General features: G+C 59.2%; 15 protein-coding genes. 8 read left to right on the top strand and 7 right to left on the bottom strand.

The window, feature by feature from the left end:
* Positions 1 to 46: 46 nt before the first annotated feature.
* From E7002_RS07750 to E7002_RS07740, 3 genes are all read left to right on the top strand, one after another.
* Positions 47 to 670 (top strand): aspartate/glutamate racemase family protein, encoded by a 624-nt coding sequence (locus E7002_RS07750; protein WP_303728307.1) that lies wholly within the window; start codon positions 47 to 49, stop codon positions 668 to 670.
* Between the two features lie 153 nt (positions 671 to 823).
* On the top strand, positions 824 to 1,555 hold the full coding sequence (locus E7002_RS07745; protein WP_303728306.1) for a ferric reductase-like transmembrane domain-containing protein: 732 nt from the start codon (positions 824 to 826) through the stop codon (positions 1,553 to 1,555).
* A gap of 44 nt (positions 1,556 to 1,599) precedes the next feature.
* On the top strand, positions 1,600 to 2,184 hold the full coding sequence (locus E7002_RS07740; protein WP_303728305.1) for a TetR/AcrR family transcriptional regulator: 585 nt from the start codon (positions 1,600 to 1,602) through the stop codon (positions 2,182 to 2,184).
* Between the two features lies 1 nt (position 2,185).
* Here E7002_RS07740 and E7002_RS07735 read toward each other — a convergent pair whose 3' ends face one another.
* Entirely contained in the window at positions 2,186 to 2,407 is a 222-nt protein-coding gene (locus E7002_RS07735) for a DUF6485 family protein (RefSeq protein WP_303728303.1), read from the bottom strand.
* 69 nt (positions 2,408 to 2,476) lie between these two features.
* Here E7002_RS07735 and crcB point away from each other — a divergent pair, with 69 nt between their 5' ends.
* Positions 2,477 to 2,842, top strand: coding sequence for a fluoride efflux transporter CrcB (gene crcB / locus E7002_RS07730; RefSeq protein ID WP_303728302.1), 366 nt, complete (start codon positions 2,477 to 2,479; stop codon positions 2,840 to 2,842).
* A gap of 200 nt (positions 2,843 to 3,042) precedes the next feature.
* On the opposite strand, the gene E7002_RS07725 is transcribed toward crcB, so the two are convergent.
* The 4 genes from E7002_RS07725 to E7002_RS07710 form a co-directional block, all read right to left on the bottom strand.
* Positions 3,043 to 5,076 (bottom strand): hypothetical protein, encoded by a 2,034-nt coding sequence (locus E7002_RS07725; RefSeq protein ID WP_303728301.1) that lies wholly within the window; start codon positions 5,074 to 5,076, stop codon positions 3,043 to 3,045.
* Between the two features lie 183 nt (positions 5,077 to 5,259).
* Positions 5,260 to 5,733 (bottom strand): flavodoxin, encoded by a 474-nt coding sequence (locus E7002_RS07720; protein WP_303728300.1) that lies wholly within the window; start codon positions 5,731 to 5,733, stop codon positions 5,260 to 5,262.
* Positions 5,734 to 5,781: 48 nt separating this feature from the next.
* Positions 5,782 to 6,408, bottom strand: a complete 627-nt coding sequence (locus E7002_RS07715; protein ID WP_303728299.1) for a hypothetical protein — start codon at positions 6,406 to 6,408, stop codon at positions 5,782 to 5,784.
* Between the two features lie 41 nt (positions 6,409 to 6,449).
* A complete protein-coding gene (locus tag E7002_RS07710) occupies positions 6,450 to 7,316 on the bottom strand; it encodes an aldo/keto reductase (RefSeq protein ID WP_303728298.1) in 867 nt (288 codons plus the stop codon).
* A 259-nt stretch (positions 7,317 to 7,575) separates the two neighbouring features.
* Here E7002_RS07710 and E7002_RS07705 point away from each other — a divergent pair, with 259 nt between their 5' ends.
* Positions 7,576 to 8,007, top strand: a complete 432-nt coding sequence (locus E7002_RS07705; protein WP_303728297.1) for a C-GCAxxG-C-C family protein — start codon at positions 7,576 to 7,578, stop codon at positions 8,005 to 8,007.
* A 458-nt stretch (positions 8,008 to 8,465) separates the two neighbouring features.
* Positions 8,466 to 10,586: a C69 family dipeptidase gene (locus tag E7002_RS07700; protein WP_303728295.1), complete on the top strand. Its 2,121-nt coding sequence runs from the start codon at positions 8,466 to 8,468 to the stop codon at positions 10,584 to 10,586.
* A gap of 101 nt (positions 10,587 to 10,687) precedes the next feature.
* On the opposite strand, the gene E7002_RS07695 is transcribed toward E7002_RS07700, so the two are convergent.
* Complete coding sequence (locus E7002_RS07695) at positions 10,688 to 11,578, bottom strand: LysR family transcriptional regulator (protein WP_303728294.1); 891 nt, start codon at positions 11,576 to 11,578, stop codon at positions 10,688 to 10,690.
* Positions 11,579 to 11,763: 185 nt separating this feature from the next.
* On the opposite strand from E7002_RS07695, the gene E7002_RS07690 reads away from it, so the two are divergent.
* Positions 11,764 to 13,386, top strand: a complete 1,623-nt coding sequence (locus E7002_RS07690; RefSeq protein ID WP_303728293.1) for an FAD-dependent oxidoreductase — start codon at positions 11,764 to 11,766, stop codon at positions 13,384 to 13,386.
* A 234-nt stretch (positions 13,387 to 13,620) separates the two neighbouring features.
* On the opposite strand, the gene E7002_RS07685 is transcribed toward E7002_RS07690, so the two are convergent.
* Positions 13,621 to 13,923, bottom strand: coding sequence for an STAS domain-containing protein (locus tag E7002_RS07685; RefSeq protein WP_303728291.1), 303 nt, complete (start codon positions 13,921 to 13,923; stop codon positions 13,621 to 13,623).
* A gap of 205 nt (positions 13,924 to 14,128) precedes the next feature.
* On the opposite strand from E7002_RS07685, the gene E7002_RS07680 reads away from it, so the two are divergent.
* Positions 14,129 to 14,698, top strand: a complete 570-nt coding sequence (locus E7002_RS07680; protein ID WP_303728289.1) for a CidA/LrgA family protein — start codon at positions 14,129 to 14,131, stop codon at positions 14,696 to 14,698.
* Positions 14,699 to 14,701: the final 3 nt, after the last annotated feature.

Genomic DNA, 14,701 nt, shown 5'->3' with positions numbered 1-14,701 from the left:
TTGCCTAGCATGCTTCCGTTATCAACTGCCTAGTTAGGAGCATGCAATGAGCAAATCCATCTGTCTCATCCAAACCGGAATTGGTTCCTCGTCTGCATTTGCAGACCTTTGCGCGGAAATCATGCCTGACATTCACGCCTACCAGATCATCGACGACAGTCTCTTGCCCGAGATCATCAAAGCGGGAGGCCTCACCACGCAAGCGCGCCAGCGCATGTTCGCCTATTACCAGCAAGCCGAATCGCTAGGAGTCAGCGCAATTGTTCATACATGCGTAGTAGCGGGCGACTTCGCATACGAGGCACAGCCCTTTTTCAACACGCCCATCGTACGCATTGACGAAGGCATGGCGCGGGCGGCATTGGACTTTGCGTCTCGTATCGCCATCGTCGGGACGACCCCTGGCTCCATTGAGCCGAGTTGCTCTTTGTTCCGCTCCATAGCAACGCAGCGCAACCAAGAGATTTCTCTTGAGCAGCTCGTTCTCAGTTGCCCCTCCAACGCGGATGCCGTGATGGCGGAAATTGGCGATATCGCCACGAAGGTTGATGCGATTGCGCTTGCCCAGCCTTCCATGACGGGGCTCGAGCCCATCGTCAAATCGGCTGGGGTGCCCGTATTGACCGTTCCGCGCCTTGGATTCGAATTCATACGCACGATGCTTGCCTAGCACAACTACGTTCGGCGGGATGCACGCAGCAAATCCCATTATTACGCCCCTTCTGTTGGCTGGACAACGGAAGGGGCGCAACGCAACCAGTACAATTCACGCGGACGCAATGACTACGCCCGCCTACACATACCACCAGAACAGGACACACCCATGTCACTCAACCCGCTCTTTCCCTTCATGCCCACCATCGTACCGAACATCCTGCAGGCGCTTGTCGTTACCACGGTCTTCGCGCTGCTCTGCGCCAAGCCGCTACACAAGCATCCGCTGCCGTTCTACCTGGCGTTCATCGTGGCTTCAGCGCTCACGTTCGTTCCCGCCGTGAAGGACGCCACGCTGGTGCGCATCATGGCAAGCGCCTACACGGGCGTAGCGTTCTACCTGCTCGTGATGTTCGCAGGTGCGCTCCCCCGGAGATGGGAGGTAACGCGACGCCTGCTTTCCATCCGCAGCGAGCTTTCCATCTTGGCGGGCTTCATCATCCTGGCCCATTCCGCGCGCGTGATATTCATGGTGCCCGTCTCGTTCATGCCCGTATGGAGCAACATCTGGGGAGATGCCGCCCCGTACATGCTGGCCGCAACCTCGTTCGTGGGCGTGCCGCTGCTCATCTGCTTCCTGGCACCCTGGATTACCTCGTTCAAGCGCATTCGTCGCCGCATGAATGGCAAGACCTGGAAGAAAGTTCAACGCCTGGCGTACCCCTTCATGGCCCTGCTGGTCGCGCAAGGCCTGCTGCTCGCCATCGGGCACGCGCTCTACGTGGGCCCGACCTCGGAAGACTTTGCCACATACGTAATAACGGCATGCATATATGCCACTCTCGGGATTGTCTATGCCGCTCTCAAGTTTTATGGCGTTTTGCAGCGCAAACGCCGCTAACGCTCTATAATGGGTACTAGGTTACATCTGTAGAAGGAGAGCCCATGCCCGCTATCGAACGCCATCCTCGAGACTCACGCCTTCGCTATACGAAAGACTGCCTATACGATTCGTTCCTGCAGTTTCTAGCGGAAAAGCCCGTGAACGACATCACCGTCATCGAGGTATGCGAGCGAGCAGGCGTTTCACGCAAGACGTTCTACAAGTACTATTCCGACCAGTTCGCCCTGCTTCTGGCCATGCAGAACGACCTGTTCGAGGACTACAAGGACCTGCTGGATGGCAAGCCGGCGGACATCACCACACTCACGCCTGAACTGGTTGCATTCGTGGACCAGAACCGCGTGCTCGTAAAAGCGGCGTTCGCGAATCGCGGCAAGGGCAATTTCGTTGATCGCGTTCTCGCGGATCTCTTCGAGCGCTACCGCGCAGCCTGGGAGGCTGCAAATCCGAAGCTTTCGGCCTCGGACGTTGAGTTTCTCTTCCATTTCGTGGTGTCGGGCCTGTTCGGCATCGTACGCCATTGGCTCATGGACCACCCGCAGCTTTCCTGCCAGGAGATCACGCAGCGCACCGCTACGCTGCTGCACGTAGCCGACCCGCATCGGTCGGTCGCATTTACGGGATAGGCTATTCGGCCGGCCGCTCCTGGCTGAGCACAGCGCGCGCGAAGTCCTCGTAGAAGTACGACCTCGGCTTTTCTGGCAAATCGAGCGAATTGAAGAAGCACGAGGGAATCTCGCGCAGTTTCAGGTTCTTTGCAATGCAGGGGCCGCATCCACGCTCCTGGTTGGTGGGATGCATGGGGCATTCCAAATCGGTGCACGTGCAAAATGGACTTAGGTTGTTCATGGGGCCTCCTGGGAGGTCGATCGTCTGCCGGGGCTTATTGTAGAGCGCGCAAGCAAACGAAGGAGCAACATGTTTATCAACTGTCTCGCCGTGGGCGCGGGAGGATTCATTGGGTCGATTCTGCGCTACCTCGTAGGCAGCGGCATTCCCAGCGATATGTTCCCCTGGGGAACGCTGACCATTAACGTAGTGGGGTCGTTTGCCCTGGCCCTCATCGCTGGCCTAGTATTTCGCGGAACGATCGACAACGAGAGCGTTTCGCTCATGTTGCGCGTGGGCCTGTGCGGCGGCTTCACCACCATGTCGACGTTCAGCCTGGAAGTAGTGAATCTGGCAACGCGCGACGCCTGGCTGGCTGCCCTAGGGTACGCGGTGCTCACCTGCGTTTTGTGCGTAGCTGCCGCGTACGCCGGCGGGGTTTTGGCCAAGGGGTAAGGCTCGCAGGCAAGCATAGCCCCAGCCCATTGACTGCAACAAGGCCCGCTCGACCGAGACGAAAACCCAGGTCGAACGGGCTTTGCAATAGGAAGGGCGTCAACCACTCGAAACAAGAAAAGGGAACCCGTGCGCTATTTGCACAGGCTCCCTTGTAGTTAAAGCAACGCCGATCCAATCTGGCGCCCACCCGCAACCAGCTACTTGCGCTCCTCCTGCAGCCTCTTTACCGCGAAGCTGTAGAGCGCGCTGATCACGAAGCAGATGACGCCACCCGCGATAAGGGCACCCACGCGGGCGATGGGGTCGAAGTCGAACATGTCGATGGTCACCAGCTTCAACGTGCACGCAAGCACCAGGATGAGACCGTACAGACGCAGGCCACCCACGCGAAGGGCGAACCCTACGATGACGCACACAAGCGCGCAAACCATGCAGCAGACGCTCGCCTGATAGCCCCAGCCAATCCACGGCGTGCAGAAGCACAGGCACGACATAACCAGGAACGTGCACGCCACCGCGTAGGACACGATGCCCGCCGAACCTGCGCCCATGGAGCGCACGAGCAGGCCAGCCGCAAGGCACAGACCAACGGTGTAGACCACGCCCAGCGCAATGGAGGTGGACAGGGGGAACGCAGGGAGGAAACGCGGGAACCCGATACACGCCATGTACAGCGCATCCATGGCCAACAGCGACAGCGCCACGACATCGAACCCTCGCAGGCCGGCAGCCCAGCGCAGACCCATGGCACACAGAGCCGCAACCCACAGGAAGCCCAGCGGCGGCACGCCGGTAGCCCAAAGCAAATCATTCGCGAAGGAGGCTACGAACAGAGCAAGGATAACGAACAGAACGTACAAGGCAGGATTGACGATGCGCCATGCGCATTCGGAAAGCGGCAGGCCCGCGCTCTCGCCCGCAAGAGAAGCCTGCGCATCGGATGCAACATGGGCGCCGGAAGCGCAACGGCCGAACACCACAAGAGCCACCACGATTAGGAACAGCGTTAGCACGGTCGCGCACATCGCCATTGCGTCGACGCGCAGGAATGCAGCATCAACGTAGCCAGCAGAACCAAAGGCCGCCACGTGGGACCCATCACGTAGGGCATCGTAGATGTCAATGCGTACGGCATACGCCAGCAGCAGGGCGCCAGCGACAATCTGAAGGCGCCAGGTCGTAAGCTCGCTTCGGCGCGCGCGGGCGTCAAGTCCCTTGGCCTGCTTCCAGATGGAAGCCACGAGCAGCGCGCACAGGGCCAGCGTGGTAAGGAACTGCACGATGAACGCAACGGCAACCCAACCCTGCACGCCATCGATTGACCAGCCATCGATACCAGACCCATATTCCAACCAGAGGGCCGAGCTCACCATCAGGCTCAAGCATACGGCGATGAACAAGCTCGTGCGGAACATCTTGCGATAGAACAGCATGTTGCCGCCAACGACAATGACGCTCGCAATGGCCTGATAGCCAACCAGCAGGGCAACCTTCTCGCCGGAGAAATTGGAGCCGCAGGCCGCGCACACCGACAACGCCAGACCCACCTGCAGCGTAATTGCCAAAAGCAGAGAGTCGGTCTTCCAGATGAGCACCATGCACACGGCCATCCAGAGCAGCAGAAGCGCATATGCCGGCAGCTCGCTGAGCATGCCGAAATACACGTGCGTTGCGAAGATCGAGATGAACAGCGACCCCATGCCGCACCCCATGAGCGCCGACGAGAAGGGGTTGCGCTTGAAGATGGCAAGCAGGCTGCCCGCAACCGCCAAGGTGCCCGACAACGTGAACATGAACGCGACCTTCATCACATCATCGAAGAGCGGGATCATGGTCACGCCAAGCAGGAGCAGGCCAGCGAACACCAAGACGGAGGCCAGAATGGCCGTAACGTTGCGACCAAGCACCTCTTCCGCGCCGGCGGAAGGAGCCGGCGGGGTCATCGCTGGCGCCGGGGCAAACGAAGCAGGTGCCGGAGCTGCAGCTGCGGGGGCGTACTGCCCCGCGCTCGGAGCAAACGGCATCGGCGCAGGAGGAACGGGGGCCGACGCAACGTGCGCCTGAGCGGGGGCACCATACGCTGGCGCTGCGGCCTGCGGGGGGACGGGCGCGGATACCGCATGAGTTTGCGGCTGCGGCATCGGCACGGCGGCCCCTGCCGGGTATGACGAAACACCTTGCTGCTGCAACGAAATGGGAGGTTCGGGCGAAGGGCCCTTGGTGCTATGCATTGTTCTTCCTTTCCTGTTACATCAGTAACATTTGTCTACATATTAGAGACAAATGTTACCTTTTGCAAGAGGGAAGTTAGAAAACTTTTCTTGCGAGCGAGCAAACGCCACAGGCGCAAAAAAGCGGGTCGCCTGCCCTTCCGGCAAGCGACCCGCACCTGGGAACGTTCTAGCTACGCCAATCTACTGAGCGTTAGCCCAATCGCGCAATTCCTCGATACCGGGATTGCCATTCAGCAACCCGCCGCTTACGACCGTAGCACCAGCCGCAATCGCCTGCATGCGCTGCGGCGCCTTGCCCAGCCCGCTCCCGCCGCTCGTGGCAAAGGGAACGATCTTCTTTCCCGCGAAGTCGTGCGCCTCCAAAAACGTATCGATAATGCGCGGCTCCACGTACCACCATACGGGAAAGCCCACATACACCACGTCATATGCGGAAACGTTCAGGCCATCATCCACGATGGCCGGACGACTCGACTCGTCGTTCATCTCGACGCTGCTGCGGCTCTTGGAATCGCGCCAATTCAAATCGGCCGTGCTATACGGCTGCTCCGGCACGATTTCCGCGACATCCGCGCCAACCGCCTGCGCCAGCGTTCGAGCCACTACCGCCGTCGTGCCCGACGCGCTGAAATACGCCACCAATGCCTTGCTCATATGCTCTCCAATCATTCTGCGCGCACATGCGCACGCTAGCTAGTTATCTTATTCACCCTGCAGCAGGGAAAACGCACAGGAGCGAACGATTTCGAACAAACCCTGCGAATACGCGTCAACCCCAACCTCGCGCATGGCTTCCTCTTGCTTTTCGGTGTGATGCGCATACGGATACGCCCCATGCAGAAACGGCATGAACGCGAACGCGAATGCGCTCACGCGCTCTTCACTCCATGCGGGCTTTGCCGTGCCAATGACACAACGTAGCGCTTCCATCGTCTGGGCATACGTACGCTTGAATTCCACCAAGCGTTCCAAGCGGCTGTTCTGCTCCATGTCGTAGAGGTTCATGGCAAGCATCTTCAGCATCGTCGTTCGCTGTTCGACCGTATGCGCCAGCGCCTGCGCCAACTCCGCGTCGGCCATGCCCGCGCACCTGCCGGCAAGCTCTTCCAGAGCCGCCGCCCAGCGCGCATGTTCGCGCTGAAGCAGAGCAAGCAGCACCTCATCGGCACAGCGGAAGTAGTTGTACATGTTCGCGCGGCCAAACGACACACCAGCCGCGATCTGCGTCATCGTAATGTCGCGATAGCTAAGCGACGCGTACAGCCGCTCGCACGAGTCCACGATCTCCTCGCGTCGCGCTTCCGATTCTTCCTGCGTGATCCTAGGCACGAAGCTTCACCGCCCACAAAAACCCAATGCCCATGCGTGACCTACAGCTTCCCACCGTACACGGGGAAGAACGAGCTCGCGCCGTAATCGGGCAGACCCGCAAGGCCATTGAGCACAGCCATGTCTTCGTCGGAAATTTGGAAATCGACCGACGCATTTTCCTTCATGCGCGCCGGGTTCGCCGTCTTCGGCAGGGCGATCATGCCCAGCTGCAGCACATAGCGAATGCACAGCTGCGCAACCGATACGCCGTACTTCGCAGCCATATCGGCAATGCCCTCAATGCGACCCGCCTCGCCATGGGCAATGGGCGAATATGCTTCCACCGCAATGCCGTGGTCGGCGCAAAACTGAGCGACTTCCACGGGCACGTTGCCCACATGCGCCAGCACCTGGTTCACGGCCGGCACTACCGAGCACGAATCCAAAATGTTCTGCAGGTCGTCCACCAGGAAGTTCGACACGCCAATCGCGCGCAGCTTGCCTGCGGAAAGCGCGTCTTCAAGCGCACGGTATGCTTCCACGTTGCCCTGGAAATGGCGGTCGCTCGACTGATTGACCTCGACCCAAGGCTGCGGCGAATGGATGATCATCATGTCCAGGTAGTCGAGCCCCATGGTAGCCAGCGTGCGGTCGATGCCCGCCGCGGCTTCCTGGTAGGTCTTATGTTCGGCAGCAACCTTCGACACCACAAACAGGTCCTCACGCGCAACGCCGCACGAACGCACGGCCTCGCCTACGCCCCGCTCGTTGGCATACGCCTGCGCCGTATCGATGTGACGATAGCCGATTTTCACGGCCGAACGCACGGCATCGCCCACCTGGGCATCGTCAATGAGCCACGTGCCCAGCGCCAGCTTGGGAATGGCAACGCCGTTGTTGAGGGTATACGTCTCTTCAAGAATCATGGTTCCTCGCTTTCGCTAATACTGACAGCTTGTCACCAATAAGACAATCGAAATGGTACATTCCTACTGACACATTGTCAATTTTCTTCATAGGACCTTTTCACCCGGTCGGGCCACTCGCCCCAAACGTTACGAAATGCATTCAAAAACGACCGCGCAAAATCGACCATGCGATAATTCCACCCGCAAACTCAAAACCTTCGCACTGGCGTGACGGGGCTGCGTCGCGCCAGATAGTCTTGGAGCTCGAAGGAATCCCATGAATCAACCCGACATCGAAAAACGCGTCATGCACGCTCACGAACTGCACGAACGCGGATACAACTGTGCGCAATCGGTTGCTTGCGCATGCGCCGACCTGGTTGGGATCGACGAGGCAACCGCATTCAAGGCCACCGAGGGCCTGGGTGGCGGAATGGGCGGTGCCACGGAAACGTGCGGCGCCATTTCGGGAGGCGCCGTTGTGCTGGGATACGCCATAAGCCACGGACCGCACGACCCCCACACGAAGACGCAAACGTACATGCTCGTAAGCCAGCTTGCCCAGCAATTCAAGCAGAAGAACACCTCGACAATCTGCGAGGAGCTGAAGGGCCTCACCGGCGGCCCCGTGTTGCGCTCGTGCCCCGGCTGCATCGAAGACGCCATGCGCATGACGCTTGCACTGCTAGAAGAAGCGCCACGCCCCTAGCGCTCTTTAGCGCGATAGCGCGCCAACTCTCGAAGCTAACTCACCCCATCATCGCCTTATGCGCGCCCACGTAACGAGCCGCGCCGACCTTCGCCGCCCCAACGTTTCTAGCCGCCGTGTGCAACAGTTTTCCGCATGGCATCATTGCCTCCACTGGGGCAATGCCTGGACGTAGTGAAAACATTGCTGATTATATGCACTTGCATGCATAATCCCAGGTAGATTAGCACTTTTCATTCGCAAAAAATCTGGCTGCGCTCCCATGGTTTGTGGGGTTTGCGAACGAATTATGAAGGTATAATGCAGCCCGTTTGGGAATGCCGGCCATGGCTAGGGAGATGTCATGGCCGACTTCGATGGGGCACATTTGGGGTATCGCGCAATCCAACTGTCGCGTCTTCGAATGGCATAGACGAGAAGGCACGCCCCATCGCAAGGGCAACGAAAGGGATGAAAACATGAGTGTGCATTTCAAATTCTCCAGAATGTCGAGAGCGTTCGCCGCGGGCGCGTTATCGCTGTCATTGGTGATAGCGCCCGCCACCGCACTGGCCTGCACGCAGGTCTACGTGGGCTCCGACCTCACGAGCTCGGGCGATACCCTCTACGGTCGCTCGGAAGACGCCGCAAACCGCTACATCAAGCAGTTTGGTGTTGAGCAGGCTACTGCGGGCAAGACGTACTGGAGCGGCGAAAACAGCTCCAATCAGGATCCTGCCGAGAACTTCACGCGTACGTCCCCGGGCGCCACGTTCCGCTATACCTACGTACGCGACCTGCCCTCCGATTGGGACGGCGCGGCCAGCCCCTATTCCGAGGCGGGCATCAACGAAAAGGGCGTCACCGTCGACTCCACGCTCACGACCAACGTGAACGATGCGGTGAGCGCCGTCGACCCGCTGCTCGATAATGGCATCGGCGAATACAACATCGCCGACGTCGTGCTCTCCGAGGCTTCCACGGCACGCGAGGGCGTACAGCTCCTTGGCTCCATCATCGATGCTCAGGGATCGCAGGATTGCAACCAGATCTGGATCGGCGATCCGGATGAGGTATGGAACTTCCAGCAGCTCTCCGGCCATCAGTGGATCGCCATTCGCATGGACTCCGATGTCGCGTCCGTCAATCCGAATATGTCGTGCCTGCAATACAAGGTCGACATCAACGACACCACGACGTGCCTGCATTCCGCGGATCTGGTGGCCGTCCCCACCGCAGCCAACACGATTGTCACCTTCGAAGACGGCTCCATCAACGTGGCCAAGAGCTATGGCGTCGAAAACGATGGCGTGGGTCAGAACACCCGCTACGTGCAGGGGCATAAGTACTTCGACGATGACCTGGCCGCTGGTACTGACTACACGCTGAACGGCCAGGGCCAGGTGGAATCCATCGCCAACCCGCAGCTGTTCTTCCAGCCGGGCAGCGACAACTACACGCTCACCAACGTACTTCGTGCGATTGCCGCTCGTGGCGAGGGCACCGACGTCGACGCGAACGCAAACCCGAATCTGTACGCCATCGGCAATAACCGCACCGTCGAGGGCCACATCTTCCAGTGCCGCGAGGGCCTGGACGACCAGCTGGCAACCGTACAGTGGACGGCTCTTTCGCGTGGCGAGTTCAGCGTGTTCGTGCCCAGCTATTCCGCACTCCTTACCGAGACGGATGCCGATTACTATCCTTCCGTCGAAGCGCTCGAAGCCGGCACCGATCACGTAGGCTACGAAAACGAGCGCAATGACGCCGAAAAGGTGGCCACCAACGAGGCGCTGGCCATGCAAGACGCCGATTCCAAGGCACTCGCCTACGTATTCATGGACCTGAATACCCTGGCATACAACCATCGTACCGATGCCGCCGACGGCGTGCGTGCATACCTAGACGCACTGCAGGCCGAAATCGTCGAGCAACAGGATTCCGTCGACGAGCTGATGCAGGCCGTGCAAGGTGACGACGCACGCACCGATTTCGCGAACAAGGCAAATGCCGTCGCTGCGCGCGAGGTCTACGACCATGCGCATGCCCTGCTCACCGAGCTGCGTGAATATCTGAGCGCAGGTGATTTCTCCACGCCGTTCGCTTCGGCTGGCCTGGACGCCCAGGGCGAACTTGTCGACCCCGTAACCTATGCGTCCGAGATGACCCAGTACGCGCAAGGCGACGAAGTTGAAGGCGAAACGATGTACCGTCTGTACAACCCGAATTCGGGCGAGCACTTCTACACGGCAAGCGCTTCGGAGCGTCAGGACGTTATTGCCGCTGGTTGGACCGACGAAGGCGAAGGCTGGGTTGCTCCCGTGGAGTCTGACGAGCCCGTCTACCGTGTGTACAACCCCAACGGTGGCGACCACCATTACACGACGAGCATGGAAGAGCGCGACATCCTGGTCTCGCTCGGATGGCGCGATGAGGGCATTGGCTGGTATTCCGCTGGTCACGACGCCACGCCTGTCTGGCGCGAGTACAACCCCAACGCCAAATCTGGCGCCCATAACTTCACGACGAGTTGGGAAGAGCACGCCGGTCTGGTCAAATTGGGCTGGTCGGGCGAAGGCATTGCCTGGTACGCCCTGTAGGCTTTACCACCACATGTAAAACTCGGAAGAGGGGAGGCGAGCACATCGCCTCCCCCTTTTTGCGCAGGCGTCAAACAGACAGTTGAACAGGGACGCTATCGTTAGCAATACATTACGCGATGGACCTCCATGGCCGAAATGAATTCTTGATCGGCAGGGCTGAGCACACGATCGGCGCGCCACGCCAGGGAAAAGCCCCAGAACGCATCGGTAATGGGAATGGCGACGAAATCTTCTTTTGCGAAAATGGGAATATGCGGGCGCAGGGTAATAGCGCAGCAATCATTCTGCATGGCAAGCTCGAGCACCTCAATCATCTCGTCGCCGTAGAGCAGCGTGCAACACGATTCGCCCTCTTCAAGCGGACGCAGCTCTTCGCGCACGTTCTTGAACTCCGTGGGCGTAAGGCACGACACCGTTTGCCCCGCCAAATCGCACTTCTTCAGCTCGGTACGCTGCGCGAGCGGCGAATCGGGCCGCACGCACACATACATCGTGTCGCGGAACAGCGGCAACGACGAAAACACCTTATGGTCTACCGGGTCGTTCATGAGTGCGAAATCGCATCGCCGTTCGAGCAAGCTGCGCTCGCATGCCTCGTCGAACACGGTGCGCGACACCATAACGTGCGCGCCCGTGGTAGAGGTTTCGTTGAAATCCTGAATGGCGTTACGCGGAAAGCTATTCATGAGCCCCACGGTGATGGAAACGAAAATGTTGCCCGTCTTCCTGCGTGCCAGGTCGTTGATTTCATTCATCATCGACGTCTGATCGAGCACGAACGTTTGAGCGTAACGGTGAAAAATGCGACCGTACTCGGTAAGCTCGAAACCACCGTTTGAAGGATTCACCAGGGAAACTCCCATGGACGATTCCAAGCGCTTGATGGCGCTCGATAGCCCCTGCGGAGTGATGTACAGCTCATGTGCGGCGCGCGAGTAGCTCTTCGTGCGCGCAAGCGCAACGAAGTACTCGAATACCTTCATATCCATTATGTCCCTCCCTCATACTGGCACCCCCATGCCATTCGCCCCATCATACTGGGTCGTGCTTCACCCGTAAACGCATTGCCTTTCGCATTTTGTTTCAATTCGCCAATATCTTGCAGATTCACATTCGCATTGCGCTTCCGCAGAATTTTTGATGCCGAGAAAAGCAAGGACTCATCTAGGAGGGAATGATGGAACTTTCTCGTCGTAATTTTCTGAAAGTCGGCGCAGTAGCCGGCGCGCTGGGCATGGGAGCAGGCCTGGCGGGTTGCGCATCCCCGAGCGGATCTTCCGCCAAGAAGGAAGCCGACAAGAGCGCTGCCGCAAGCAGCGAAGACTGGCTGGGCGAAGCCCCCAACCTGACGCCGAACGACTGCTCGAAGACCGTCGAGACCGAGGTCATCGTCGTCGGCTCCGCACTCGCTGGCTCCATGGCCGCTTATGGCGCCATGAAGAACGGCGCCCAGGTTACCGTGCTCGAGCGAAATGCCGCTCCGCACATTGGCGGCATGACCATCTCGTTCTTCAACTCGGATACGCAGAAGGAAGCTGGCCTTCCCATGTACGATCCGGTAAAGACCGCCAACGACATGTTCAACCTCACGCAGTATCGTTCCGACATGCGCCTGAACACGCTGTGGATCAACCGCTCCGGCGAACTGATGGACAACCTGCGCAAGGACTTCCTGGAACCCTACAACCAGTATTACCTGCCCCTGAGCCTGGAGGGCATCTTCCCCGACCCCGACCAGGAGATCACCTCCTACATCAGCACGGGCGTGGCGTTCTCCGAAACGGACATCCTGACCGACTTCACCCACAACATCCATAAGTTCCTGGAGGACAAGGGTGTTGAGACCTACTACAAGACCAAGGCCGAAGTGCTGGTTCAGGACGACAGCGGTCGCGTGACCGGCGTCATCGCCACCGACGAAAATGGCGACCACATCCACTTCAAGGCCGCCAAGGGCGTAGTCATGTGCACCGGCTCGTTCGGCAAGAACGAAGCCATGATGAAGAAGTTCTTCCCCAAGCACTTCGCCGACTGGGCGCTGAAGTACAACTCCTACGAGGCCTACATGGGCAGCGACCCCGTTACCGACAAGCAGATGGACGACGGCCTGGGCCATCGCATGCTCTGCTGGGCTGGCGCGGAAATGGAAGAGATCTGCGGCTACGCTGCATGGCAGACCACCGCATGGCGTTCCTTCCCCTACCTGCTGGTAGACACCAAGGGCGAGCGCTTCATGAACGAGTGCACCTCGCTTCTGACCTCGGCGCACATCGTTGCCGACCTGCCCGGCCACGAAGGCTACGTATGGCAGATCATCCCCACGAACGACTTCCAGATGCCCTCTTCCTTCGGCTACGACAAGGAAGCCGCCGCGAAGATGTTCGACATCGAGAAGACCGAGCACTACGAGGCCGATACCATCGAAGAGCTGGCCAAGAAGATCGACGTTCCCGCCGACACCCTGGCCGCAACGGTTAAGCGCTACAACGAGCTGTGCGAAGCCGGCGAAGACCTGGATTTCCGCAAGTCCAAGCGCTACCTGGACCCCATCGACGATGGTCCATACCAGGCCTGGAAGATGCAGTACCTGTTCTACTGCACGCTGGGCGGCGTACGCTGCAACGACAAGATGCAGGTACTCGACGAGAACTGGGATCCCATCCCCGGCCTGTATGCAGGCGGCAACACGGTTGGCTACCGCTTCGGCGCCAGCTACGAATCGCTTCTCCACGGCGGCTCTAACGGCCTGGCCTCTACCCATGGGTACGTGGCCGGCGAAAGCGCCGCAACCCTATAGCTCTTCGACGCCCACGGGCACGGCGGCAGCGTGATTCAATTCTGCAGCTGAAGAGCGCTCCGCCACACGCCCATCCTCCCACGGGCGCAGAGTAAATGCCGGGCCGACCCCCTATCGGCCCGGCATCATTATGTTTTGGGCAAAAAAATCCCGCCACCCTAAGGTAGCGGGATTAGCTTTACCCATACCGAACCGTGCTCCGCGCGCGGCTCTTCGCGCTCTGGCAGGCTTGCTCTAGCGCTCGATGGTGAAGATGTCGACCAGGCCCGTCATTTCGAATACTTCCATGACCTCGTCGTTCGGATGCAGCAGGCGAAGCGTGCCATTCTGACGCAGCATGCGCTTTTCCGCAGCAACCAAGACGCGCAGGCCAGCAGAGGCGACGTACACGAGATTCGTCATGTCGAGCGCGACGTCGGTAGCGGTTTCGGGAAGATCGGCAAGGGCCGCCTCTAGTTCGGGGGCCGTGGCAACGGTAAGCTTGCCGTCGATGGCAATTACTGCGCTCGTTCCCTCGATGTTCGTATTCAAATCCATGACACACCCCTTCGTATGGCGGCTGCGCTAACTTCTCCGCCCATTATATCGCCGCATGAGCGTTATCTGGTCGTAGTTTGTACGCTCTCGCATATCTACGTGGTGAAACGTTGAAAATGCCACACGAATCCCTAATGGGTGTATAGTCACGCAACGTTGAGAAATCGGTAAACGGACGAAAATGAATCGAGAGCGTCACAAAAACATGTTCCGGAGTAGAAAAACACAGCCCCAAACGCACGAATCCACCATCAGCCACCATCCTGAAAGCCAGGAGGCAGCGAAGGGCAGCGACTCCACGGAACAGATTGCGTGCAGCGCCCGCAAAGAAGATCCCGAACAACAAGCCAGCACCCCCAAGGGTAAAGTCAAGCGCATAGCAACGCTGGCCATGCAGCTCGCGCTGCTCATCGCCGTCTACGAGCTCGGCTGCCTCATCTCGCAGTACCTGCCCATCTCCATTCCCGGCAACATCGTAGGCATGGCCCTCTTGCTCACGCTCCTGGCGACGGGCATCGTGAAGGCAAAGCACGTGGGCGATGCGTGCGACTACATGGTGGACAACATGTCCATATTCTTCATTCCCGCTGGCGTGGGCATCATGGGATGTTTTACGCTCCTGCAGGACGCCGCGCTAAAGTTCGCATTCGTCTGCATCGTCACGACGGTCATCGTGTTTCTGGCCACCTCGCTTACCGTGCGGCTCGTATCGCGCCTTATGGAAAACCACCAGGCAAAGCGCAAGAGCGGCGCCCGCGTAAGCCAGGAGGCATAAGGC

This window comes from Denitrobacterium detoxificans (assembly GCF_015062615.1).
Taxonomy (GTDB): Bacteria; Actinomycetota; Coriobacteriia; order Coriobacteriales; family Eggerthellaceae; genus Denitrobacterium; species Denitrobacterium detoxificans_A.
The sequence above is the reverse complement of the archived record's forward strand: the minus strand, read 5'-3'. Positions and strand labels throughout refer to the sequence as shown.